The sequence below is a fragment of the Sphingobacterium sp. NPDC055346 genome, assembly GCF_053645235.1.
In genome coordinates, this window is the sequence record NZ_JBSHMI010000001.1 from 719,716 (window position 1) to 744,210 (window position 24,495).

At 39.9% G+C, this 24,495-nt stretch carries 20 protein-coding genes; 5 read left to right on the top strand and 15 right to left on the bottom strand.

All coding sequences use genetic code 11. The features are described from left to right. Positions 1-27 precede the first annotated feature (27 nt). From ACWICE_RS03085 to ACWICE_RS03105, 5 genes are all read right to left on the bottom strand, one after another. Positions 28-537, bottom strand: a complete 510-nt coding sequence (locus ACWICE_RS03085) for an ecotin family protein (protein ID WP_237219409.1) — start codon at positions 535-537, stop codon at positions 28-30. Between the two features lie 43 nt (positions 538-580). After that, positions 581-1,333, bottom strand: a complete 753-nt coding sequence (locus tag ACWICE_RS03090; RefSeq protein ID WP_454297607.1) for an aspartate/glutamate racemase family protein — start codon at positions 1,331-1,333, stop codon at positions 581-583. Positions 1,334-1,346: 13 nt separating this feature from the next. Continuing rightward, entirely contained in the window at positions 1,347-2,459 is a 1,113-nt protein-coding gene (locus ACWICE_RS03095) for a serine hydrolase domain-containing protein (RefSeq protein ID WP_454297608.1), read from the bottom strand. Continuing rightward, positions 2,428-3,603 (bottom strand): DmpA family aminopeptidase, encoded by a 1,176-nt coding sequence (locus tag ACWICE_RS03100; RefSeq protein ID WP_454297609.1) that lies wholly within the window; start codon positions 3,601-3,603, stop codon positions 2,428-2,430. The genes ACWICE_RS03095 and ACWICE_RS03100 overlap by 32 nt, the downstream gene beginning before the upstream one ends. A 129-nt stretch (positions 3,604-3,732) precedes the next feature. Further along, positions 3,733-4,821 carry a DUF4407 domain-containing protein gene (locus tag ACWICE_RS03105; RefSeq protein ID WP_454290591.1) on the bottom strand — a complete coding sequence of 363 codons (1,089 nt, stop codon included), beginning with the start codon at positions 4,819-4,821 and terminating at the stop codon, positions 3,733-3,735. Positions 4,822-4,981: 160 nt separating this feature from the next. Here ACWICE_RS03105 and ACWICE_RS03110 point away from each other — a divergent pair, with 160 nt between their 5' ends. Further along, entirely contained in the window at positions 4,982-7,108 is a 2,127-nt protein-coding gene (locus ACWICE_RS03110) for a M3 family metallopeptidase (protein ID WP_454297610.1), read from the top strand. Between the two features lie 57 nt (positions 7,109-7,165). Here the strand turns inward: ACWICE_RS03110 and kbl are convergent, their stop codons facing one another. Next, positions 7,166-8,356 carry a glycine C-acetyltransferase gene (kbl, locus tag ACWICE_RS03115; protein WP_454297611.1) on the bottom strand — a complete coding sequence of 397 codons (1,191 nt, stop codon included), beginning with the start codon at positions 8,354-8,356 and terminating at the stop codon, positions 7,166-7,168. A 177-nt stretch (positions 8,357-8,533) separates the two neighbouring features. Next, positions 8,534-8,947: a DUF2147 domain-containing protein gene (locus tag ACWICE_RS03120; protein WP_454297612.1), complete on the bottom strand. Its 414-nt coding sequence runs from the start codon at positions 8,945-8,947 to the stop codon at positions 8,534-8,536. A gap of 152 nt (positions 8,948-9,099) precedes the next feature. Between ACWICE_RS03120 and ACWICE_RS03125 the strand changes: the two genes are divergently transcribed. After that, positions 9,100-9,447 (top strand): phage holin family protein, encoded by a 348-nt coding sequence (locus ACWICE_RS03125; RefSeq protein ID WP_093100141.1) that lies wholly within the window; start codon positions 9,100-9,102, stop codon positions 9,445-9,447. 133 nt (positions 9,448-9,580) lie between these two features. On the opposite strand, the gene ACWICE_RS03130 is transcribed toward ACWICE_RS03125, so the two are convergent. From ACWICE_RS03130 to ACWICE_RS03140, 3 genes are all read right to left on the bottom strand, one after another. Then, the gene (locus tag ACWICE_RS03130; protein ID WP_454297613.1) at positions 9,581-10,945 is read right to left on the bottom strand and encodes a PepSY-associated TM helix domain-containing protein; all 1,365 of its coding nucleotides are present in this window, start codon (positions 10,943-10,945) and stop codon (positions 9,581-9,583) included. 110 nt (positions 10,946-11,055) lie between these two features. After that, positions 11,056-12,402: a hypothetical protein gene (locus ACWICE_RS03135; RefSeq protein WP_454297614.1), complete on the bottom strand. Its 1,347-nt coding sequence runs from the start codon at positions 12,400-12,402 to the stop codon at positions 11,056-11,058. 21 nt (positions 12,403-12,423) lie between these two features. Then, positions 12,424-14,847, bottom strand: a complete 2,424-nt coding sequence (locus ACWICE_RS03140; protein WP_454297615.1) for a TonB-dependent receptor — start codon at positions 14,845-14,847, stop codon at positions 12,424-12,426. 89 nt (positions 14,848-14,936) lie between these two features. Between ACWICE_RS03140 and ACWICE_RS03145 the strand changes: the two genes are divergently transcribed. Continuing rightward, a complete protein-coding gene (locus tag ACWICE_RS03145) occupies positions 14,937-15,881 on the top strand; it encodes a helix-turn-helix transcriptional regulator (protein ID WP_185215772.1) in 945 nt (314 codons plus the stop codon). A 77-nt stretch (positions 15,882-15,958) separates the two neighbouring features. Here ACWICE_RS03145 and ACWICE_RS03150 read toward each other — a convergent pair whose 3' ends face one another. The 3 genes from ACWICE_RS03150 to nagB all read right to left on the bottom strand — a co-directional run bounded on the left by ACWICE_RS03150 (position 15,959) and on the right by nagB (position 20,460). Then, positions 15,959-18,058, bottom strand: a complete 2,100-nt coding sequence (locus ACWICE_RS03150; protein ID WP_454297616.1) for a TonB-dependent siderophore receptor — start codon at positions 18,056-18,058, stop codon at positions 15,959-15,961. Between the two features lie 57 nt (positions 18,059-18,115). Next, on the bottom strand, positions 18,116-18,376 hold the full coding sequence (locus ACWICE_RS03155; RefSeq protein ID WP_454297617.1) for a carboxypeptidase-like regulatory domain-containing protein: 261 nt from the start codon (positions 18,374-18,376) through the stop codon (positions 18,116-18,118). Between the two features lie 164 nt (positions 18,377-18,540). After that, complete coding sequence (nagB, locus tag ACWICE_RS03160; RefSeq protein ID WP_185212887.1) at positions 18,541-20,460, bottom strand: glucosamine-6-phosphate deaminase; 1,920 nt, start codon at positions 20,458-20,460, stop codon at positions 18,541-18,543. Between the two features lie 265 nt (positions 20,461-20,725). Between nagB and ACWICE_RS03165 the strand changes: the two genes are divergently transcribed. Continuing rightward, the gene (locus tag ACWICE_RS03165; RefSeq protein WP_185212886.1) at positions 20,726-21,391 is read left to right on the top strand and encodes a TlpA family protein disulfide reductase; all 666 of its coding nucleotides are present in this window, start codon (positions 20,726-20,728) and stop codon (positions 21,389-21,391) included. A gap of 55 nt (positions 21,392-21,446) precedes the next feature. On the opposite strand, the gene ACWICE_RS03170 is transcribed toward ACWICE_RS03165, so the two are convergent. Further along, positions 21,447-22,268: an SMP-30/gluconolactonase/LRE family protein gene (locus ACWICE_RS03170; protein ID WP_185212885.1), complete on the bottom strand. Its 822-nt coding sequence runs from the start codon at positions 22,266-22,268 to the stop codon at positions 21,447-21,449. Between the two features lie 130 nt (positions 22,269-22,398). Between ACWICE_RS03170 and uxaC the strand changes: the two genes are divergently transcribed. Further along, positions 22,399-23,811 (top strand): glucuronate isomerase, encoded by a 1,413-nt coding sequence (gene uxaC, locus ACWICE_RS03175; protein WP_313262386.1) that lies wholly within the window; start codon positions 22,399-22,401, stop codon positions 23,809-23,811. A gap of 1 nt (position 23,812) precedes the next feature. On the opposite strand, the gene ACWICE_RS03180 is transcribed toward uxaC, so the two are convergent. Then, positions 23,813-24,400 carry an LOG family protein gene (locus tag ACWICE_RS03180; protein ID WP_454291481.1) on the bottom strand — a complete coding sequence of 196 codons (588 nt, stop codon included), beginning with the start codon at positions 24,398-24,400 and terminating at the stop codon, positions 23,813-23,815. Positions 24,401-24,495 lie beyond the last annotated feature (95 nt).

Here is a 24,495-nt window from a genome sequence, read left to right on the forward strand (position 1 = left end):
TTTTAAGTCTTTTATTGAATCGAGGGATTACTTTTTGCTAGGTTTGTCTTCCATCGCACGGTAAACCTCGTCTGTACTTGTATAGATCTTGAATCGTACATCATATTCTTCAGGAACATAGACTACGATCGGCATTTTACCATTGTATTGAACCAGAGTAGGCTGCGCCGATACGAAAAGATTTCTTGCAGGTGCACCAGGACATGCCATTTGGGTAGAAATTACATCTCCGTTGGTTTTGAATACATAGTAATTGTATCCCCAACCTTCCAAATCTTTAGTTTCGATCGTGCCATTTAATCCAAAATGATTACAACCGTCAACCTCCATCATCTTACCTACACTGAATTCAATCTTTTTATTGTTGTCTGCTTCAGAGTAAGGTACTTCAATGACCATTCTTTTAAAGCCTTTTTCAGGAGCTGGGAAAATATCGGTATTTACTTTCACTAACATTTCTTGGGCATTAGATGCATTTGGCATTAAGAATAAGCCTAGCATTAAAATCAAAAGAGCTGGTACTTTACTTTGTTTCATGTTTTTCAAATTTTATTATGTCTACATAATACGTAAGCTAGTCCTAATCCGCTACAGGGTTCAATTTCGTAGGATTTATTGCATGGATCAACGACCTTGCTAAGATGCGGTTCGGATCAATGACAGGCAAACCATAATAAGTTTTTTCACGCAAGGCCAAAGGCAATTCTGTACATCCCAAGATAATCACTTGAGCACCTTGCCCCTTCAACTCATGGATGGCCGCGACCAACTGATCATGCGCCCGATTGGTAACCGGCGAGGAAAAAGCCTTGATCCCATAGGTTTCATCATAAATGGCCGAATGGACTTTATTCTGAAGCACATCGTTTGGCTCGATACAGGTCAGATTATAGCTCTCAATAACCTGTTTATATAGACCGGTGTTGCGGGTTCCGATTGTGGAAAGCACACCGACCGTTGATCCAGGACATTTTTCCTGAATGAACTTGGCTGTTTCAGCCACCATATGCAGAAGTTGGATTTTAGAATTGTGCTTAGCCAATTCCTCTTGGATCACCTCAAAAATCCGAGGCGAATGGGCCGTATTGCAAGGTATCCCCACAACGGTAGCCCCTGCTCTTTCCAGTTCTAAAGCTATTTCAGAAATCGCAAGGCCTGGATTAATAGGTTCTTTACCTATAAGATAGTCAGTTCTATCAGGTATTCTATGCGATTGCGAAGATAATAATACCGGTAAGTGATCTTGATCCCTTCTTGCATTGGTCTCTTCTATTATTTTTTTTAAGATATCGACACCAGCCAATGGACCGACACCTCCAACAATTCCAATCATAATCTTATCCTTTTTAGTCTAACTCACCCTGGCGCCATTTATACATCCAGAATGTCTGATTATTGTTCAAAAATAACGCCAATATATCGGGAATCGCTACAAATCCATTATCAGTATTGGTAAAGGCAACCAGTATTTCCTTGCTTTTGGGATAGGCCAAAAAGAAACAGCGAAAGCCTGGATTTGATCCGGTATGCCAATAAGCAGTTCCTAATTCATTGATCTGCATCCGCATACCTAAGGCACAGGGAACATATTTATCATCTGGGCTGATTTCCTGGGCTTTCTTAGCCTCTGCCAGATGGCTCAAAGCTAATTGATGGGTCTTTTTCTTCAGACCAAAACCATCAAAGATATATTTCTTGATGAAATTGCTATAATCTTCAGCCGTGGTATATAGGGTATATGCAGCATTGCTCTTTCTATATTTCCCTAGCTTCCTCGGCTTATTATCTTCGTAATGTCCATAGGCGGCATTGGCCTCCAGCTCATCTTTCCATACAATCGCCGAGTTTTTCATTTTCATGGGAATCAGAACTTCTTCTTCGACCAATTGTTGAAAGGTTTTTCCCGAGATGTGCTCCATGGTCTCCTGCAGGAAATAAAATCCTTCACCAGAATACATATAATCAGTTCCTGGCTCGAATTGGGAGGTTAGGGGAGACTTTCTCCATGCATCCGAAGGAACATCTCCTTCCCAATTTAGGAAGCCGGTACGGTGGGTCAACACCATTCTTGCCGTGATCTTATCTCTGTTTGGGTTATTTTTTAGGCGATCATATTGGTAATAGCTCCAAAGAGGTTTATCCAGTTCGATCAAGCCTTTGTCCATCAACCTCAAAAAAGTATAGGTCGCTACTACCTTGGTCAGGGATGCAGCCTGAAAGACTGTATTTTGATCAATTGGGGAATTACTATCCAGATTCTTTATGCCATACTGATAGAGATGGTTTTTTCCATTTTTTTGATAATTGAGCTGTATAGCTGGAATATGATGTTTCTTGGCAACCTGATCCAGTGTTAGGGATTTATCCTGAGCCGAACTGCTAAAACCTATTGAAATTAAAGCAGCGCATAAAGTGACTATCTTCGTCTTATTTCTGAACAGCTTTAGGAAGTTTATCATAGTCTAGCGCCTTGTACTTTTTCAAAATATTTAGTGTTTCCTTGATTGGGATTGCCTTTACGGTTCGGCCTCTAATTCCCTTCATATCCTCAGCCATAAACATGGAGTTTAAGATTGCTTCTTCAGTTGCTTCCCAAACTGCCATAAACAACGGAGACATATAATCGTTGCCTACTTCGGTTGTTTCTAAGGCTATGTTTTTGCTTTCGTGAGGAATTAAGTTTGTAGGGCTCGTGGAGAAAGCGATGGAATAATCACCACTTCCATTGGAAGAGAATGAACCAACATTTCCGAATGCAATATAGGAACGTTTGGCTAATCTCTCCAGATTTCTAGCAGAAAGTGGAGCGTCCGTTGCAATAACGATCATACATGATCCATCCACTTTATGGGCTTCTTTGGGTTCTTGCATGTAATAGTTGTGGAGCTCACGTCCGACGGGAGCACCATTGATGCTCAGGACTCCACCGAAATTCGTCTGTACCAACACCCCAACAGTATACCCTCCCCGAGAAGCTGGGAGCTTCCTTGATGCGGTTCCAATCCCACCTTTATAGCCTAAGCATTCCGTTCCAGTTCCTGCCCCCACATTTCCTTCTGATACTCTTCCTGTACTAGCACTTTTTATGGCTTCTATTACATCTGCGGCTTCCACATGTCGGCCACGGATATCATTCAATCCACCATCATTGGTCTCTCCTACAACGGAGTTAACCGATCTTACGTTTTCATTTCCTGGTAAGGAAAGCATATAATCGATAAGGCCATTGGCAACTTTAGGTGCATTCAGGGTATTGGTCAATAAAATTGGCGTCTCGATATTTCCGAGTTCTTCAATCTGGGATATTCCCATCATTTTTCCAAAGCCATTTCCTACAAATACAGCTGCTGGAACTTTTTGCTGAAAGATATTTCCCTGATGTGGAATGATCGCGGTCACTCCGGTGCGTACGGAATCACCTTTAATGATAGTTTTCTGACCTACGGTTACACCAGCGACATCGGTAATAGCATTGTTGGTTCCTGTTGGGAGAATACCAATCTGAATACCGAAGTCCCTAATCCTTCCTCTTTTTTCTTGTGCGTGTCCTAGGTTAAAAATGGTCATTAACGCAAGCGTTAATAGCAGATTTCTCTTGCTCATATCAATTGATGGTTTTATTGATGGTTTATGTTTCATAGACCAATCAGAACTTTCATAATCCCATTTATTTGTAGAATTATGAAAGTTTTAATTGAATGGCAAGTATACTGAAATCTTTAGATAGGCGGTTTATTCTTCGACAAATTCTTTTTGGAGTTTGTCCATTCTACGCTTGATGGAGGCGTCGATCCGGTACTCGTCTATCTTATCGATAGCTGTTTTCTCAACGGTCACACCTGTATTGGATTCATAATTATGCACCTCTTTTTGATTTTTTAGGGCATTGTCATAAGCATCACGACCACTCATCAATTTGACGAAAACTGGCAAACATTCGAAGAAGATAAATAGCAAAGCAATAAAGATTACCGCATTTTCAGTGGATTTATTCACTGTTCCGTCCGGTTTTTTGTGAAGATTGCTCAAGGCGGCATTTCGGTCAGCAAAACCAGCGACATTTACAGCACTATCCAGGGATTTATCCGACAGAATCCGTTGGCTCATCAGACCTTCCGAGGCTTTTCGTTGTAACAACTCCGACTCTTTGGTCTGCAATCGACCTCTCAAACTATCTAGATAAGCCTGTTGCTTATTGAGGTTTTCCTCCTTCATTTTTGCATAAGGACCATAGCCCATCACTCCTGAAGTCTCATCGGTTTTGGTTCCGAAGATTTCATGGTTCAATTGCTGTCTAGAGGTCTTGATACTCGCTTCAAGTGAATCGGCATGTGTGGTCAGATTCTTGAGCTGAGCATATTCAACACGGTATTTATTTTCGAAAGTCTTGTTTAGTGTGTCAATTTTGGCGTTCTGTTGAACCAGATATTCCGCCCGTAGGTGTTCTTTGATTTCTTTATCAAAGATTTTCAGTTCCAGAGGCCTGGAAATGATCATACCGATCAGGATGGCCAACAAGATACGGGGAAGGGCCTGCAATAATTGCATCCAGCCACTGCGGCTCTTGTCTATACTCAATACGATATATCTGTCCAGATTAAAGATGGCCAGACCCCAGATCATACCGAAAAGCAGGGCGAAAAAGATGGCAAATGAACTACCGCTAAACACGAAATACAGGGCATAACCACCTGCCAACGCTGCAAACAGTCCAGTGAAAAATATCGTTGCACCAATGCTTATATATTTATTCTGCTCCTCAGGGAAGCGGTCCAAGGTTTCCTTATGTACCCCAGCACACCAGAAAAAGAAATCCTTCATAAGTTAAAGCTTTAGTAATTAGACGCAAACGACTCACTTTTGTTACAGCTAATTAAACAAATATTTTAGAAATTCTTAGTAGTTTGTTGGCTACAAAGAATGGGATACTTAAGTAAAGAATTAGTACCTTTGCACAAAATTTGAAACAAACTAGAAGAGAATGAATAAAAAAGTTTTTTTACCTTACTGCATGGTGATAGCCAGCTTGTTAGTAGGGTGTAACAACGAAACTAAAAAAGAGGAAGCTGTAGATTTGAAAAATCCATTATTAGCCAAGTACGAAACTAACTTTGAAGTCCCTCCTTTTGACCTGATCAAAGATGAACACTTCAGACCTGCTTTTAAAGAGGCTTTGAAAGTACATGAGGCAGAAATTGATTCTATTTTGAAGATCGATGAACCTGCTACTTTCGCCAATACCATCCTTGCATTAGAGAATGCAGGACAACTATTGAACCGTGTATCGACTGTGTTTTACAACTTGAACAGTGCAAATACAAATGACACGATTCAAGCTATTGCAAAGGACCTTGCCCCGGTAATGTCTGCGCATAGGGATGAGATCAATCTGAATCCAGAACTTTTCAAACGTGTGAAAACCGTTTATGACCAAAGGGCAAATGCTGGTTTAGATGCTGAAGATCAAAAATTATTAGAAGAAACATACAAAGGATTTGTTCGTTCTGGAGCAAACCTGAAAGATGAGGATAAAGAGAAATTAAAGAAAATCAATGCTGAACTTTCTGTTTTATCAACTCAATATGGTCAAAACCTATTGGCAGAAACCAATGCCTTTGAAATGGTTGTTGACAAAGAAGAAGATCTAGCTGGACTTCCTAAAGAATTAAAGGCTGCCGCGGCTGCTGAAGCTAAAGCTAAAGGAAAAGATGGTAAATGGTTATTTACTTTACAGAATCCTTCGGTAATGCCTTTCTTGCAATATGCTGATAACCGTGAATTGCGCAAAAAGATTTGGGATGCTTACCAATTGCGCGGTAATAATGGCAATGATGCTGACACAAAAGAAATCTTGATCAAGATTGCCAACCTACGCCTAGATAAAGCAAAATTATTGGGTTATTCTTCTCATGCTGCTTATGTGCTTGAGGAGTCTATGGCAGAAAATCCTGCTAACGTGAATGCCCTATTGAACAAAATCTGGACTCCAGCTTTAGCAAAAGCTAAAACTGAAGCTGCGGATATTCAAAAAGAAATCGAAGCTACAAAAGATACATTCAAAGTGGCTCCATACGACTGGAGATATTACCAAGAGAAAATCCGTCAAAAACGTTATGCTCTGAATGAGGAGGAAATTAAACCTTATTTCAGTTTAACCGACGTTCGCGAAGGTGCTTTTGCTACTGCGAACAAATTGTGGGGGATTTCTTTTGTCGCTCTGAACAATGTTCCAGTTTACCACCCAGAGGTTGAGGTTTATGAGGTTCGTGATAAGGATGGTTCTCATTTAGGTTTGTTATATGCTGATTTCTTTCCTCGTGCTTCTAAACGTTCTGGAGCATGGATGACATCATACAGGTCTCAAGCTCGTGAGAATGGAAAACGTGTCGCTCCTGTGATCTCTATCGTATGTAACTTTACAAAACCAGTTGGTGATAGCCCTGCATTGTTGACATTTGATGAAGCAACAACTTTATTCCATGAATTTGGCCACGCCCTACATGGTTTGTTCTCAAACGTAAAATACAGAAGCTTAGCAGGTACTTCAGTTCCTCGTGATTTCGTTGAACTTCCTTCGCAGATCATGGAAAATTGGGCTGCTGATCCTGAAGTATTGAAAACATACGCGAAGCATTTCCAAACTAAAGAAGCTATCCCTGATGCATTGATCGAAAAAATGCAAAAGGCTGGGACCTTCGACCAAGGATTTGCGACCATTGAATATTTAGCAGCATCTATGTTGGATATGAACTACCATAGCGCTACTGCTCCAATCAAAGCCAAAGCAGATGAGTTTGAAAAATCGGCAATGGATAAAATTGGATTGATCGATGCTATTATCCCTCGTTATAGAAGTACTTATTTCCAACACATCTTCAGTGGTGGTTATTCTGCAGGTTATTATAGCTATATCTGGTCTGAGGTATTAGATTCAGATGCATTCGCTGCATTTAAAGAGAAAGGTCTTTATGATCAGAATACAGCAGCTTCCTTCCGTAGCAACATCCTTGAAAGAGGTGGCACAGGAAATCCTGCTGAGATGTACCGCAAATTCCGCGGTGCGGATCCGGACCCAATCCACCTGATGAAAAAGAGAGGATTGAACTAATCAAAAAAAGCGCCTGGGATAACCCAGGCGCTTTTTTTATGCTGTATCAGGCGTGAATTACTTAATCACGCCCAATTCCTTACCTACTTTTGTAAAGGCTGCAATAGCTTTGTCTAAATGTGCTTTTTCGTGTCCTGCTGAAATCTGCACACGGATACGTGCTTTTCCTTGAGGCACTACCGGATAATAGAATCCAATGACATAAATTCCTTCATCCAACATCTTGGAAGCAAACTCTTGCGCTAATTTAGCGTCATAAAGCATTACTGGGACGATAGGATGGAAGCCTGGTTTGATATCAAATCCAGCTTCGGTCATTTTCTCACGGAAGTATTTGGTGTTATCTTCTAGCTTATCACGAAGTTCAGTTGTTTCGCTCAACATATCCAAGACAGCAACAGATGCGCCGGCGATAGCAGGTGCCAAAGTGTTGGAGAAAAGGTATGGGCGAGAACGCTGGCGAAGCATATCGACAATTTCCTTGCGACCAGAAGTGAATCCTCCAGATGCACCTCCTAAAGCTTTTCCTAAAGTTCCGGTGATAATATCTACACGGTCGATTACATTGAACAATTCGTGGGTTCCGCGGCCTGTTTTTCCGATAAAACCAGAACAGTGTGATTCATCGATCATAACTAAAGATTCGTACTTATCGGCTAGGTCACAGATCTTATCCAATGGCGCTACGGATCCATCCATGGAGAAAGCACCATCCGTTACAATAATTTTATGTCTTGCACCAGAAGCAGCCTTTAATTGTGCTTCTAGATCTTCCATATCACAGTTTTTGTATCGGAATCTTTGCGCTTTACACAGGCGAACTCCATCAATGATGGAAGCATGGTTCAACTCATCAGAGATGATTGCATCATCAGGACCTAACAAGGGCTCGAATACACCTCCATTTGCATCAAATGCTGCTGCATATAAAATGGTGTCCTCAGTTCCCAAGAACTTTGAAATCTTAGCTTCTAATTCTTTGTGGACATCTTGAGTACCACAAATAAAACGTACCGAAGACATTCCATAGCCATGACTATCGATTGCCGCTTTTGCTGCCGCCACAACTTTCGGATGTGAGGACAGTCCCAAATAGTTATTCGCACAGAAGTTGATTACTTCCTGTCCTGTACTGATTTTGATATCTGCTCCTTGAGGAGTTACAATAATGCGTTCTTCTTTGTACAAACCTGCATCCTTAATTTCTGCAAGTTCTTTTTCAAGGGCTGGTTTTAGAGTTTTATACATAGTATTTCAATTAATCCGCAATAAATATAACCTTTTTTTATATCACCCCCTTACGAAAACGTTTGCCCTAAATTCATTATCCCATGAAAGCCAGAACTATAGCTCCATTCCCAAAGAAAAATGCCCCGAATAGATGGTCTATTGGGGGCATTATCCTTTTTGAGTTCTTTTTCTTGATTACTTAACTCTCTTCCAGGTTTCAGTACGCCCGATGAGGCTAATTCCGATGTAGCCACGGATATCTAGCTGGTCATCACCCTTTATGGTCATTTTACAGCTATAGGTTTTTCCTGATTTAGGGTCATAGATCTGACCATCTACATAGGTTTTACTTTCTTTACTGAAATCGGTTAAGATTTCTAAGCCTTGGATATTCCTGCTCCTCAATTTGGGATCAGGATTTTTCACATCTTTTTTTGAGGCATCTTTAACCCAATAAAGCTTGCCAAAAAACTTGTCGTTCTTCTTGTAGATTTCGATTCTTCCCTCCCCACTTGGATTTTGCCATTTCCCAATAATTGGATCATTATTTTGTGCGAATAATACCATGGAGAATAATAGGGCGCAGAATGTTGCAACTATTTGTCTCATAACCTTTGATGTTTAAAATTGTTGGATGAATATACACATATTTTTCTATGTTAGCATAATATTATTTTTGTTACCCCTAAAAATACCGTCCAATAAACCGCTTTATTGGCATTAATTTTGAACAATTTTTAACTACACAAATTATTTAAGTTATGAGGTTCATTATTAGTCTATTAGTTACAGGTTTAGTAGTTGCAATCGCATCATGGATTATTCCTGGAGTAACTGTTGCTGGTTTTGGATGGGCTATCCTAACGGGTTTAGTTATTGGCTTGGTGAATGCGATTGTAGGTGGAATTCTACGTTTATTTACTTTCCCATTGAATTGGTTAACATTTGGTCTGGTATCATTTATCATTACAGTTCTGATGATTATGCTTTCAGATAAAATCATGGGGTCGAAATTTGATGTAGCAGGGTTTTGGCCTGCGTTCTTTTTTGCCATCATCGTTGCGATTATCGAAATGTTGATCGGACGTATGGGCAGCGATAATAAATAACTCAAAAAAAAAAACCGCTAATTTTAAAACAAACGGACTGCTCAGCTGAATGGCTGGGCATTTCTGTTTTAAACAAAAAATGGGTTTGACCATGCCAGCCAAACCCAATTGATATAAAGAGAAATTGTTACTATTACTTTTTTGTTTTCTTCATTTTATTGATCCAGATCATCACGCCTGTTATCGGCAATGAGGTTGCGATCAGACAGGAAATAAAATAAAGCATTTTTGTAAATGGGCCATAGATATCCCCGATATGCAATGCCTTTATGGAAGCAGAAGCTCTTTGGTTAAATGGTTTCTCGCGGAAGACATCTCTTTCCAGCACTTCACCACTATACTGGTCTAAGGTTAATTTATCTCCAGCTGAAGGAGCAAAGAAACCTGTTCTGTTTTTACTGATTGAAACTGTCCCTACGCTATCTTTTGCAAAGTTGATAGTGACATCGCCATCATAAGGCAGGACTTTATTAACGGCCAAAATGGTCTCTTCAATGCTCATCGGTTTTTTTCCATCCGCAGGTAATGTAGATAGGATAGGAGCTTTCTCTTCTTTTGGAGCATCTGGAGATTTATAGGTTCCCCATGTTTTTTGCCAGCCCGCACGATACCAATCAAATGACCAAAAGGGGCCCGTAACGGCCATCAAGAACAGAATGATACAGCTGTAGAAACCCAGCGTATTGTGAAGGTCATGATTGAGCCTTTTCCAATTCGCCGACCAACGGATGTTTAATCCGTTTTTCCATGCTCTCATTTTATTAGGAAACCAAATGACTATACCTGTAATCACGCCTAATAAAAACAATAAGGTAGCTGTTCCCGTAATCCAAGAACCAAGCTTTCTGTTTTCAACACCTTCAATGATCGGCTCTTCAATTTCATTCAACAATAACCAACGGTGCAAACCGAACATCTTTTGCATAAACTCTGCGGTCTTGGTTTTCACATCCGAAGGATCACCGATTACCTGACCTGTATAAGGATTTACGGCCAACTGGTTTGCTCTCGGACCACGAACTCCAGCAGGCCCTCCAGGACCAGCAGGGGCAGCTCTCTGCGGACTTTTGCTTTCCCCAACTTTTGCTTCTACGGGTCTTAGAGGTTTTTCAGCTGTTGCACCTTCCTTTACATCCGTCCTGTCTCCAGGTTTTTGTCCTTCTTGACCTTTGGAATTTTCAGGTTTTCCTTCTTTTTCCTTCCCTTCCCCGTCCTTTTCTTTTTTATTGTACATGAAAAATGTAGGAGCATTATCGGCATATGGTACTTTTACACCTACTATTTTACCTTTTACTTCTGGCGTAATAGCGGCCAACAATTGATCTGCATTTTTCTTCTGTCCTTCAACTTTTACTTTATTGAACTCAGGCATTGCCAATGCCCTGATTTCAGTATTATAGGTGTAGATTGTACCGGTGATACAAACGATAAAAACCACGATCCCGGATATCAACCCTCCCCACAAATGGATGTCGTTGAAAAGTTTCCTTACTTTCATCCATGTTGATTTTTTTTGTACTCTTTTACTCATTTTCTCTTTATACTGCTGTAATGAAAAAATCAGGTGAGCAAGATTCTGCACACCTGATATAATATTTTGTTGATATCTTAATAAATTCCGATATACTGGTTACCCGTTTTATTCACAAGTTTTGCCCCTACTGACATCTTTCCAGATTTTCTGTTGAACACATAGATGTTTCCATCTTTACCCACTGGTGCGATAGCTATAAATACATCATCCCCTTCCAATGCAATATTTTGGATCTGACGGAAATTCAATTCGTCTTGGTTTGGAATGTTATATTTTCTAGCGGTATTATTTTTTAGATCTACCCTCGCAATATATCCACCCTTACCAGCTACATTGTACACAACGTATCCTATTCCATCACCTACATATTTCCATGTTTCGATGTATGAATCTTTAACCCCTAAAGCCTGATCTAAACTGAATGCGTATGAAGCATCATATTCATTGCTTGTACCATCGATTCGTAAGATCTTAGAACCACCACCACCTACTGCTTCGCCTGAGGTAGCTTGGTAAACATGACCATCTGTACCTACATACTGAAGAGTACTACGGTATCCATTGGTATTACCTCTTGTTTTGTTAGAAGTAAGGATTTTAGGATTTGTTAAAGAAGGGTAGTCTAACACCAAAGTTTTAGCCCAGCTTTTCAAACCATTTCTATCATTTTCCCAAGTAGGTTTTCCATCAGTTCCAAGAGTGAATTTTGAAGTATTATGTTTTGAAACTGCTGCTCCAATAAATACTTTATTCCCAGCTTTATTGATTACAGGAACATCGATACGGCTTACATAATAACCAGCTGCAACTTCTTCAGCAGTTAATTTCAAGTCGAATTTGGTGGTTTTTGTAATCTTAGGATCATTTAAATCCAATGAAATAACATCCGTTTTTGCTGTTCTTTCTTGGTATACAAAGTTTGGCGCTTGACCAGTATAAACTGCATCATTTGCTGCTGCTCTAACTGCAATACCAACCCCTTCTGCTGCTTTCAACCAACGTGGAGCTGTACTTACATATGTAGCGGTCTCTACTTCTGGGCCTTCCGGGGTAAAGTTCTTTCCACCACGAACCCTGAATTTGTTGAAATTACCGCCATCATCACCTGTATATTGGATATTATATAAATACTTTCCATCAGCTGATGCTTGCAGACGCGCTGTTCTTGAAGATTTCACGTGCTGACCATTCGCAAACACATCGACTGAAAATGCTGGACTTTTTGCTTCCTCAGGCTTCATACTGAATACCATAGTTCCGGCATTACCATCACCTGGCTCCTCATCCATCAACGCACCTGAAACAGTGATCCAACGTATATCGTCTTCAGTTACTTCTTTCGGACCTTCTCCGTCTTTTGAACAACTGCTAAATATCAAACCAGTGGCAAGTATTGCATACTTTAATAGATTCGTTTTCATGTTATTAATTATTAAGAGTAATTATATATTGTTAATTGAGTAGTTCAGTTTCAAATAAAATCCCCTACCAGGCTTCTGAACGCCGAAATTATCATAAAGTTCAGCATTGAATACGTTCTTGACATCCAGTGCGAGAATGAGTTTCTTGTTAGGAAAAACATAGCTCATACCCAAATTCTGCGCGTACTGTGCCGGTGTAATAAACCAATCAGAATCTGGCCATACTGTGCTGAAAGGCGCCACATAACCAATATTGTAGAACAGGTTTAACTGAGAGGATTTTTGAATGATATTATCTAATCTATAATGAACATTTCCATTCATGGTATAGAAAGGCTCATTAGGAATCTGTTTGTTGTAATAGGTCATCGGTTGACCTGAAGTAGGATCAAACTCTTGCTTAAACAAGGAATTGAATTTGGAAAAATTGAACAATAACGTAAGCTTGTCCTTATGGGCATAGGTCAGTTCACCTTCAAAGCCCACGGACTGAGAAAGCCCCAAATTGACATATTGGGTAAGTTCAATTTCTTGGCTGTTGATCATTTCATTAGCTCTCGGCATGATCCTGTCTTTCGTGTTCCTCCAAAAAACATTGGTTCCAACCGAAAATCTATGATCACCGAAATCATAAGTCCCTAACCTAAACCCCGCATTATAGTTGTCGCTGATTTCGGGTGAGATCCCCGGATTGGCTAGAACATTATCTTCCGGACTTCCAAAAGTTTCCATATCAACCGGCATTCTTACCGCACGTTCTCCTGAGGCCAGAAGTACCAATCGATTGAACAATTTATAAGATGCCGCAAGACCATAACCATAATTTACACGGTTGTCCTTGCTGACATTCTCAACGATCTTCGTCTGCCCGTTTTCAATTACCCCTGTATAAGAATGGCTAGCAATAGATTGTTGATAAATCTTGTAGAATAGATTTGTTGTCAACTTATTATGAAACGTTTGAGCTTCATAATTGAACGACACGACATTCTTTGCAAGATCATTCGAACTGTTGATGCCGGTATTACCATCTTTTATCAACAAGTTTTTGTCTTTTCTATCTACGGTATAAAAAACATGGTTCACGGAGAATCTATGTCCAGAAAGAATATCATAACTCAAGTTCGTCCTGATATTGGTTACCTGACGATCAATATCCGTCATCGCAGGTTTCCCCTGCTGTGCTCCATCCAGTCGACGAATAGGATCACCATTTAAATCAAGGCGGATCTGTCCGTCCCAATTGTAGGCCCAAGGAATAGTATCGAGGATATTGGTGCTTCTAAAACTATGGACAGCATTGGTATTCAAGGATAGGCCTGGCACAAATAAGTTCTTCTTATTATAAGTCAAACTCAACACATTAGCCGTGGCATCAGAGGTTCTGCCCATATAAGGAGTCCCCATGGTCTGGCCATGCTGAATCTCTTTATGAGAATCAGAGATATTATATCCTAAAAAGAAAGCATCCGCCCATTTTACATCGGTAAATCCAAACTCAAATCTTCCAGATAATGCTCTATAGCCATCAAAGAATCGTTTGGTCCTATAGTTACGACGTACAACGCCATTGGGTTCTATATATTTGGAGAATTTACCCCAGATTTCATAATCGTTGTCTGAATTCAAGAAACTCCCTGAAACCCTAGTCGTAAAACCTGTTTTCGCGTTTCTATAAAGGCCAGAAATATCTGATTGGGTAGTATTGAATGAGCCATAAGAAACAGAGGCTGATAAGTTATTGCTCGAAGTACCTTTTTTAAGAACAATATTGATTGCTCCTCCAAGCAAGTCCCCTGTTAAATGAGCAGGAAGAACCCCTTTATATACCTCGATGCGATCAATCATCGAAGGAGGGATATTATTTAAGTTAAATGAGGAACCATAGGTCGAAATTTCTATCCCATCAATGAATATCCCGACCGATCGACCCGTCATCCCATTTAAGTTATATTGTACCTCCGAACCTAGACCTCCACTTTGACGGACCCTTACTCCTACAGTACGGTCCAAGAGTTCATTAGTTTGAATATTTCTTGTGGAAGCTTCTTTCGTTTCGATCACATTGACAGCAAACCCCTTGGTCTCAATTTCTCTTTTTACGGAATTCCCTTGTACCCGCACCTCATCAAGACTGATTTCTCCTCTTGGGTCAATATGGATATGTAAATCATAGTTGGCCTTATTGACATCAATAGGAAGTCTCTTCGATTTAATCTCAATGGAGGTCACTAAGATGGTCTGTTTTCCATAAGGAACTTGCTCCAATGTATACAAACCTTCATCATCGGAAATGCTTGCAATTGGAGTGCCCTCAATTCGCACTGTAGCTTTTGAAACAGGCGTGCCATCTACCAAATGAACTTTACCAGTTATTGTTGAATTTTGGGCAAATACAACAATACAGGTAAATAAAAATAATATGGTGAGGTAAAATTGTTTCATTATTCCAGATTAATACAGTAACTTCGACTTTCTTTAGAACAAGTCTAAATAAATACTGCTGCAAATGTAGAATTATTCTAAATAGCAAAATGACGCAATCAGAAAAAAATACTACGCAATCGGAAATTTTACCTGAAACAACCAATGGTATTTCTACCAATATGTTGGAACTAGGCACTTTAATGTATTTTACAGTACTCAAAGGCAGGCAAAAATTCAGTTTCACTTCTCCTATTGATGGTTATTTAAATCTATTGCTACTAGAAGATTCTGCAAATTGTTCCATTCAGATCCAGCAGGACAATTACCTTTTACAAGCGGGCGACAACATGTTGATCCACATGAATAAAGGTGACCTATTTGATTTGAAGAGCATCTGTCTAGACAACCGCATCCTTCTGATGTTAATCCCCAGTGATAAGCTCTTAGTTTTCCATGACAAGTACATTGCAGACCAAGAACGGTTTCAACATGGATTGCTAACTAAAGCGGACGGCAGGATTGCTCTTGCTTTGCAACAAATTTTCGAGCTGTACGAAGCTGATTCCTATATCAATCAATTAAAGATCCAGTCCCTTTTGCTGGAAGTCATTATCCATCAGGTGGAGAGCCTCTTTGTGGAAAATGAAAACAAGGAAATCATTGCCAATAAGAATCATTATGAAAAGATCCAAATGGCTAAAAAGCTAATTGATGAAGATCTTTCAAAAAACCATACCATTTCAGAATTGGCAAAATCAGTGGGCACCAATGAGCAATACCTAAAGAAACATTTCAAGCAGTTCTATGGAAAAACCATCATGAACTATATTACTGAAATGAAAATGGAGCATGCGAAAAAGCTGATCCTGATGGGCAAATACCGTATTTCTGATGTGGCAAGGATGACAGGCTATAAGCATTCCACCCATTTCACCACCGCCTTTAAAAAGTATTTTGGAATTATCCCCAACTCACTTCGATACACTTTCTTAGTGGCTCATGAAGGCGTACAGGCCATCCCTGAGTTGTTGAGCAACTTACCTATTTTCTAAGAATTACTCCATCTATTTTATTAAATAAAAAAGCTGTTTACTTCATTGTAAACAGCTTTACTCTTTATAGATATTGGTTAAAATTTATAACTCAATGTACCGGTAAAACTTCTTGGTGGAATCGGGTTCACACTATAGTTCTCATGCACGTAATAGTTAAAGGCATTTCCGATATTGCTAACCTTTCCTAAGATGCTCCAGTTTTTATAGGTATATCCAGCTGAGAAATCAAATGTCGTAAATGGATCCACTGCGATCAATCTGTTTACACCTTCTTTCTCATTTACTTTGCTGTTGTTCCAACCTGCATTTCTCTTACCTGTATAGAATGTCGAGAATCCTAGTTTCAGCCCTTTGAAACTCCCATTTTGAAGGGTATAGAATACAGTTCCATTCGCAGAATGCGCTGTTGTTCCTACCAAGCGAACCCCTTCTACATTTCCGTTTTCATTGGTTTCCAAATAACGCATAAAGTTGTAACTATATCCGGCCATAACGTTCAGGCCTTCGGCAATTTTACCGGTCAAATCTAACTCAACACCATCAGAGGCAGTCTTTCCGGTAAATTCTTTCATGTTAGGATCTTTTACCGTTCCGTCAGCTTCAATGATGGTCTGTGCAAACTTATTGTTCTGAATTCTGTACCAGGTCAGGTTTGCCGATAGTCTGCCATTGAAGAAATCATTCTTAACACCAGCTTCATACTGATCGATCAATGATGGACCCATAGGTTGGAAATTTAAATCATAACCTGAGTTTGAAGTGAAGTTATTCGCATAACTAGCATAGATGCTCATGGTCGAAATAGGCTGATAGATCAAGGCCAACTTTGGAGACCATGCTTTATCTACCTTACTTCCCATATCTTCGCCATCTTTACCTTTGTTAGGCGTTACTGTCGTTTCTCCAGTTGCATAGTCATACACCTCTGCATTCTTGGTTTTTTGATAAGTATATCGGATCCCAGCAAGGATTTTAAACTCCTTAGTCAAGGAAATCAAGTCTTGTGCAAAGACTCCATAACGGTTGATATCGGTTGTAGTTCTTGTTTTCAAATCAACACCTGGCATATCGGAACGCATCATAGCGGTATAGGGATTAAAAACATTGATGCTATCGTATCCTGTACTTGGTTTATTGTCCAATCCTGCCCCATAGATATTGAAAGCATAGTTTTTGGTATTGGATTGATCTGCATCAGCTCCAATTAAGATCTGATGTTTTATATTTCCCGTTTGCACATTCCCTTTCACGTTCAATTGCTGGTTGAAACTTAGTTCATCTTGCTCAGTCCTATTTAAAGCACGAGCGGCCATTCCTGTAGCTTTGGCTTGGATACGTTCAGATCCATAATAATCGCGACCATATTGTTGGTAACTGGCTATGGCCTGTAAATTCCAGTTATCTGAAAAGACATGCTCAAAATTGATCTGTCCATTCGAAGAATTGGTTTTATTGAATGCCCAAGGCGTATTGATAAAGGTATTTCTACCGACCTCCTTATTGATCTTTCCATCCACTGAACCTATTCCAAAATCAGGCGTATAATCTGATTTCAAGTAATCAAACATAAAGTTCAAACTGGATTTCTCCGACATCTTATATAATAGGGAAGGATTGATATAATATCTCTTGCTTTCAACATAATCCCTATAACTTTCTGCATATTCTCCTGTTCCGACAACCCGAAAAGCTAGTTTATCTGAAATCGGGCCATACACATCCACGATAGGCTTGTATTGGTTATAACTCCCCATACGCATGGATACCTCTCCACCATATTCAAATTTGGGCTTTTTGGTCACCAAGTTTACTACTGCCCCTCCAGTAACACCTCCATACAGAATAGCAGCACTCCCTTTTAAGATCTCAACAGACTCTAAAGTACTGGCTTCAATGGATCCACCATTGTTCGTACGTGCACCGTTCTTAAAGATATTATTGGACCCTAGGCTATAACCTCGCGCAAAGAAATTCTCATTAACACCACCACGATTTGCTCCCATAGCTACCCCATTGGCATTCTTTAAGGCATCGCTCAACCTATTGATTTGCTGATCTTCGATCACTTGCGCATTGACAATCTGAACCGCTTGCGGTAAATCACGGTCTAGGATTCCAGCCTTTCCAACATTAAGGACTTTATCATTTAAAGAATTATATCCTGTCACTTCCACTTCTTGGATGTTGTGATTAGCTGGCTTAATTACGATAGTACCCAGATTTGTGTTTGTTTACTTTGGATTAACGAATACCGACTCCTTTACATACCCAACGCCAGTTACTTCCAGATTGAAGGTACCTGGATAAGGAACATATAGTTCAAAGTAACCATTCTCATCAGACATGGTAACTTTATCCTTGACTTTGATGTTCAGTCCGGAGATCGATTCATTGTTATTGCTACTAACTTTCCCTTTTACAGTCGTTTGAGCATTGGCGGCAGTGTAGATCGTAGTCGCTCCAAGCAGAGCAAGTAGATATGATGTTTTCATGGTATTTATTTGTGCTGATTCTAAATAGTGCTGCAAAAGTAATGTCGGGGTAACATTAAAAAAATAAACAATCCGATAAAAACATTCACATTCCGAAATTTTTACCAAAAAAATAAGCTGTCCCTCGAAAGGGACAGCTTATCTAATATCTATTTGTACCTGGATTAGAATTTCCAACGAACAAAAGCTTCGATAGCTTCATAGTTCGCCAATCCTAATTGGTGGTACAATCCAGCTGTTTCGCTAGTACGATCTTCAGCACGAACCCAAAACTCTCTTGGATCATCTCCTGGGAATACAGGAAGATCTTTTTGAGATTGGTGTTTGAAGATTGCCAACCTTTTGCGTTTCACCTCTTGTGGAGAAAGTGGAACCGCCATTTCGATATCATGGATCGGATATTCGTGCCATGCACCTCTATATAACCATAACCAACAATCTTTAGTCCATTCGTCGGTTTCTCTCAATCGCAATAAAGCTTCCAGGATAATATCGAAACAAACTTTATGGGTACCATGTGGATCTGCAAAGTCACCGGCAGCAAAAACCTGTTGAGGTTTCACTTGGCGAAGCAATTCCATGGTCTGCTGAATATCATCTTCAAAATCGATCTCCTTAGAGAATTTACCGCGATCATAGAACGGAAGGTCCATAAAGTGGATATTCTCATCAGGAAGGCCTACGAAACGAGCTCCAGCAATAGCTTCACCCTTACGGATAAGTCCTTTGATCGTTCTAATGATTTCAGGGTCTACTTGATTAGGCTTTTTAACTTTAAAGAATTCACGAGCCTCATCATAGATCTTACGCGTAACGCCATTATCATCTTCCACGACTACCGCATAGTCTTGAACGAATTCCAAATAACGTAACACATCATCGTCCCAAACAGCGGTATTACCAGAAGTTTGATAAGCCACATGTACATTATGACCTTGATCAGCCAAACGAATGAAAGTACCTCCCATTGAGATCACATCATCATCAGGGTGTGGAGAAAATAAGATTACATTCTTTTGTGCTGGTTCAGCTCTTTCAGGGCGGTTAGAATCATCCACACCTGGTTTACCACCTGGCCAACCTGTAATGGTACGTTGTAATTCATTGAAAATACGGATGTTGATGCTATAAGCAGTACCTTGCTCAGTAATTAATTGAGCCATACCATTATTGTTATAGTCATCATCGGTAAGTTTCAGGATAGCTTTATCCAAATGCAATGAAAGCCAAACAACTGCTTTTTTAACTAATTTGTCTGTCCATACCACATCATGCGCCAACCAAGGAAGGTTAAAGCGGGTCAAGGCTGAAGCAGCATCTTCATCCAAGACAAACTCAACATGATCAGACATCTGAAGATAAGTCGCAGGAATATCAGAAGAAATTTCCCCTTCAACCGCTTTCTTCACGATTTCAGCTTTCTTCTCGTTCCATGCCATCAATACAATTTCCTTGGCTTTGAAAATCGTACCTACACCCATGGTAATCGCTTTTGTTGGTACATTTTCCTTACCACCGAAGTCGCGTGAAGCATCTCTTCTTGTAAGGTCATCTAAGGTGACCAAGCGAGTACCTGAGTTTGGCGCAGACCCTGGTTCATTGAAACCAATGTGTCCTGTACGACCAATACCCAATAATTGGATATCTAAACCTCCTAAGCTGGAGATTTTCTGTTCATAGCCTTCACAGAAAGCCTGAACCTTGTCTTCTGCAAGTGTTCCATCTGGAATATTGATGTTCTCTTTGGGAATATCAACATGATTGAACAAATGCTTGTTCATGAATGCTACATAACTTTGTTCTGCAGTCGGAAGCATCGGGTAATACTCATCCAAGTTGAAAGTAACAACGTTTTGGAAGCTTAATCCCTCTTCCTTGTGCATTCTCACAAGTTCTTTGTAGACTTTTACTGGCGTTGCTCCGGTCGCTAGACCTAAAACTGCCTTTTCCCCTTTTGCATGCTTATCTTTAATGATAGCAGCGATGCGCTCAGCAACTTTAACAGAAGCTTCGTCTTGAGAGGGGTATACCGTTACTGGAACTTTCTCAAAGCGGGTTTCCTCTAATAAATTTAATCTTGCCATTTAAATTGAAAAATACCTTAGTGAGCCTCAAATTTAACAATTTATAAGGCTGTACGTGCATAAAATGCAAATCTTTTTGATTTTGTAACCGTTTTCAACGAAAATCACAGCTACAGCAATTATTTTAATCAATAATTATTAAAACAGACAGATATTTATTTATTAATAAAATTTTAAATAATTGACTCTATCTATGAGAATTTTACAAAAAATAATCTACTTGTTTGGTAGATTATTGATAATTTTGGAAATCATAATTCACAAAATGAAGAAATTAATATTTTTAATAGCATTTATACCGAGTCTTTTGTTCGCACAAACCAAGGAAGAACTCATTGCACAAGTAAAGGCAAATCCCAAGGAGGTAAGCTCAATCCGTCTAATCCAAAGAGTGGGTGGCTATTTCCCAGAATACCAGGAATTGGCCGATCTATTCAAGACGTTGGATAAAAAAGTCAAGAAATCCACCGAAGGTAAAATATTTGATCGCTATTTGGACGCCCTAAAGAATACCCTGCCTGGCAAAAAATCGCCAAGCATCACCCAATTTGATTTAGCAGGTGAACCATATTCCCTATCGGATCTGAAAGGTAAATATGTACTCATTGATTTTTGGGCTTCCTGGTGTCCTCCCTGCCGTGAAGAAAACCCTAAGTTGGTCAAGACTTATGCTGAATTCAAGGATAAAAACTTCGAAATCTTAGGAGTATCATTTGATAAGGAATTTGAACCTTGGGCAAAAGCAGTAAAAGATGACAACCTGACTTGGAAGCATGTTTCCGATCTTCAGGGCTGGAACAACTCAGCAAGTCTAGCTTATGGCGTGAAAGCCATTCCGCAAAATATCTTGGTGGATCCTGAAGGAAAAGTTGTAGCACGAAACCTGCATGGCGACGAACTCAACAATAAGCTCAGGGAGATCCTGAAATAATAAAAAAGGATTCAAGTTATGGCTTGAATCCTTTTTTTATGTCTTAATTATTGTTTTAGTCTAACTTATACGCCACAACGCTATTGTTCAAGAAGGTTGGAACATACAAGATTTTCTCTTTTTGGTTGTATCCTAAATCCGCAGTTTTCATCTTATCCCTTACATCTAACAGTTCAGTTACCGTTCCGTTTGCTGCGATATGATAGATTAATCCTCCCCAACAAGTCACCAAATAACTGCCATCACCAACAGGCTCTAATCCATCACCACCCAATTGCAATCCTTTAGCCACGACAGTATGATTTTTATTGGCGTCAATTTTCCATAATTCAGGACCTGCCATCGCATACAACACACCATCAATAACACGTAGTCCATTGACATCCTTTACATCTTTCATGAAAAGAGATGGTTTATTATTATGGATCAGGTGAATCTCTCCTTTCCTGGTATCAGAGACATAGACCTTTCCATTGTTGTCCACAGTGACATCATTCAAGAATTGTGCATCAGGGATCTTAATTTGGTTGATGACATTACCGGTAATCATGTCGATCACCACGACTTCATCAATATCAGCAACATAAAGCAAGTCTTTATGCATGGCCAAACCTTTAGGAGCATTCAGTCCTTGCACCCAAGTCGCATCCTTTAGACTTCCGTCCAAATTCAAAATGGCCACTCCGCCCTTTCCATCCTTTGCAACGCCATCTCCGTCTATCAATGACACGTACAAAGCCGATTTCTCTGGCGAATATAAAACCGATTCTGGGGTAGGAAGCTGTTCCTTAGACTCCCAAAGTTGAGTCAATTTCGTCTGACTAAAGCCCAGTTGTGAGCAAAAGACTATCAATGTAATTAATAAGGTAGTTTTCATATTCAATGCTTGTGTTTATCCTTTTATTATAAATATAACATTTTTAATAGCTTTTTGTTAGCTTTTTGCGCAGAATTACTTATTTTCAAGCTCTGTCAATTCTAAACTTAAAATCTAACAATCATAGCGTATGAAACCATTCTTGGATGAAAATTTTCTTTTGCAAAGCCGAGTGGCAGAAGAGCTTTACCATGACTATGCAAAAGAACTACCTATTATAGATTATCATAATCACTTACCACCTAACGAGGTGGCTGCCAATAAACAATTTTCAAATATCACTGAAATTTGGTTACATGGCGACCATTACAAATGGAGAGCCATGCGCGCAAATGGGATCGACGAAAAATTTATTACAGGTGCCGCAAGTGACCAAGAAAAGTTTCAAAAATGGGCCGAAACAGTCCCTTATACCTTAAGAAACCCATTATACCATTGGACCCATCTCGAATTGCAACGCTATTTTGGCATTCATGACCTCCTATCTGCCGACAATGCTGATGCTGTTTTCGAAAAAGCCAACCAAGATTTGGCACAACCCAATATGTCGGTCCATGGGTTATTGGAACAGATGAAAGTGGAAACCATCTGTACTACAGATGACCCTATCGACTCTCTGGAGTTCCATCAGGCTTATGCCAAGAACCCAGGTAAATTTGATATGTTCCCCGCTTTTCGACCTGATAAGGCTATGAGTCCGGAGAACAAAGAAGCTTTCAACCAATATGTAAACCGACTAGGAGAGGTAGCCAATAGCGATATCAACAATCTGCAAGATTACCTCGATGCCCTAAAATCCCGACATGACTTCTTTGCCCAGAACGGCTGTTGTGTTTCTGACCATGGCTTGAGTCACCTATATGCAGAAGATTTCACAGAGGCGGAAATCTCCAACATCTTCACTAAGGTTAGACAGGGCAATGATTTGACGCTAGAGGAAATCAATAAATTTAAATCCGCATTATTGCTTCATTTTGCAGAATGGGACAATGAAAAGAATTGGGTTCAGCAATTTCATGTAGGGGCATTCCGTAACACAAATTCCGGCTCCTTGAAAAAACTGGGACCTGATACCGGATTTGATAGTATCGGCGACTATTCCCAAGGTTTGGGCTTGGTAAAATTCTTAGACCGCTTGGCTGCGAAAGAAAAATTGGGTAAAACAATCCTATACAATCTGAATGCATCCGACAATGACCTGTTTGCCGCAATGTGTGGCAATTTCAATGATGGAACTACAGCTGGCAAGATACAATATGGTTCAGCATGGTGGTACCATGACCAAAAAGACGGGATGACAAAACAGATCAACAGTCTTTCAAACATTGGGTTGATCAGCCGATTTGTAGGGATGTTGACCGACTCCCGTAGTTTCCTGTCATTCCCAAGACATGAATATTTTAGAAGGTTACTCTGCAATATTTTCGCAGAGGATATCGTCAATGGTGAATTACCGCATGATATGAAGTGGATTGGCAAGATCGTACAGGACATCTGTTATTACAATGCCAAAGCCTATTTCCCTTTCAAGAAACAAGGTTAGATCAAGATTTTTCCAGATTCAACCATTTTGGAACAGGTGGAGCTTCATAGGCCTCCATTTGTTCCAACAAGTCTTCGATCTTGTCCGAATACATGATCATCCTTTGGTTTTCCTCTTTCAACAGCCCCGTATCAACCATATGTTGGATAAATGCAATCAAATGATCATAAAAACCATCTACATTCAGGATCCCGATAGGTTTTTTATGCAGGCCCAATTGACCCCAGGTCGTCATTTCAAACAACTCCTCCATTGTTCCAAAACCACCGGGAAGCGCAATGACCGCATCACATAAGGCATTCATCTTCGCCTTCCTCTCATGCATGGTATCCACTTCGATCAACTGCGTAATCTCACTATGACCAATCTCCTTACTGTTCAAAAACTGAGGAATTACCCCTATAACCTGACCTCCGTTTTCCATGACCGCATCTGCAACCGCTCCCATCAAGCCAACTCTACCTCCACCATAAACTAAGGTTATCCCACGGTCCACAAAAACTTTCCCAACTTCCTCTGCAGCTTTCACAAAAGTCCCATCAAAGCCAGGACTCGAAGCACAAAAAACAACGATTTGATTTAGTTTCATGAAACAAATTTAGTATTTAGTAGCTAGTATTTAGTATTAAGACTGTTTTTCAGAGTAGTATTTAGTGTCTAGTATTTAGTAGTTAGTATTTAGTA

Excerpts from the sequence above, each read along its gene's own strand:
- ACWICE_RS03085 (WP_237219409.1), bottom strand. The coding sequence starts at position 537 with ATGAAACAAAGTAAAGTACCAGCTCTTTTGATTTTAATGCTAGGCTTA.
- ACWICE_RS03090 (WP_454297607.1), bottom strand. The coding sequence starts at position 1,333 with ATGATTGGAATTGTTGGAGGTGTCGGTCCATTGGCTGGTGTCGATATC.
- ACWICE_RS03095 (WP_454297608.1), bottom strand. The coding sequence starts at position 2,459 with ATGATAAACTTCCTAAAGCTGTTCAGAAATAAGACGAAGATAGTCACT.
- ACWICE_RS03100 (WP_454297609.1), bottom strand. The coding sequence starts at position 3,603 with ATGAGCAAGAGAAATCTGCTATTAACGCTTGCGTTAATGACCATTTTT.
- ACWICE_RS03105 (WP_454290591.1), bottom strand. The coding sequence starts at position 4,821 with ATGAAGGATTTCTTTTTCTGGTGTGCTGGGGTACATAAGGAAACCTTG.
- ACWICE_RS03110 (WP_454297610.1), top strand. The coding sequence starts at position 4,982 with ATGAATAAAAAAGTTTTTTTACCTTACTGCATGGTGATAGCCAGCTTG.
- kbl (WP_454297611.1), bottom strand. The coding sequence starts at position 8,356 with ATGTATAAAACTCTAAAACCAGCCCTTGAAAAAGAACTTGCAGAAATT.
- ACWICE_RS03120 (WP_454297612.1), bottom strand. The coding sequence starts at position 8,947 with ATGAGACAAATAGTTGCAACATTCTGCGCCCTATTATTCTCCATGGTA.
- ACWICE_RS03125 (WP_093100141.1), top strand. The coding sequence starts at position 9,100 with ATGAGGTTCATTATTAGTCTATTAGTTACAGGTTTAGTAGTTGCAATC.
- ACWICE_RS03130 (WP_454297613.1), bottom strand. The coding sequence starts at position 10,945 with ATGAAAGTAAGGAAACTTTTCAACGACATCCATTTGTGGGGAGGGTTG.
- ACWICE_RS03135 (WP_454297614.1), bottom strand. The coding sequence starts at position 12,402 with ATGAAAACGAATCTATTAAAGTATGCAATACTTGCCACTGGTTTGATA.
- ACWICE_RS03140 (WP_454297615.1), bottom strand. The coding sequence starts at position 14,847 with ATGAAACAATTTTACCTCACCATATTATTTTTATTTACCTGTATTGTT.
- ACWICE_RS03145 (WP_185215772.1), top strand. The coding sequence starts at position 14,937 with ATGACGCAATCAGAAAAAAATACTACGCAATCGGAAATTTTACCTGAA.
- ACWICE_RS03155 (WP_454297617.1), bottom strand. The coding sequence starts at position 18,376 with ATGAAAACATCATATCTACTTGCTCTGCTTGGAGCGACTACGATCTAC.
- nagB (WP_185212887.1), bottom strand. The coding sequence starts at position 20,460 with ATGGCAAGATTAAATTTATTAGAGGAAACCCGCTTTGAGAAAGTTCCA.
- ACWICE_RS03165 (WP_185212886.1), top strand. The coding sequence starts at position 20,726 with ATGAAGAAATTAATATTTTTAATAGCATTTATACCGAGTCTTTTGTTC.
- ACWICE_RS03170 (WP_185212885.1), bottom strand. The coding sequence starts at position 22,268 with ATGAAAACTACCTTATTAATTACATTGATAGTCTTTTGCTCACAACTG.
- uxaC (WP_313262386.1), top strand. The coding sequence starts at position 22,399 with ATGAAACCATTCTTGGATGAAAATTTTCTTTTGCAAAGCCGAGTGGCA.
- ACWICE_RS03180 (WP_454291481.1), bottom strand. The coding sequence starts at position 24,400 with ATGAAACTAAATCAAATCGTTGTTTTTTGTGCTTCGAGTCCTGGCTTT.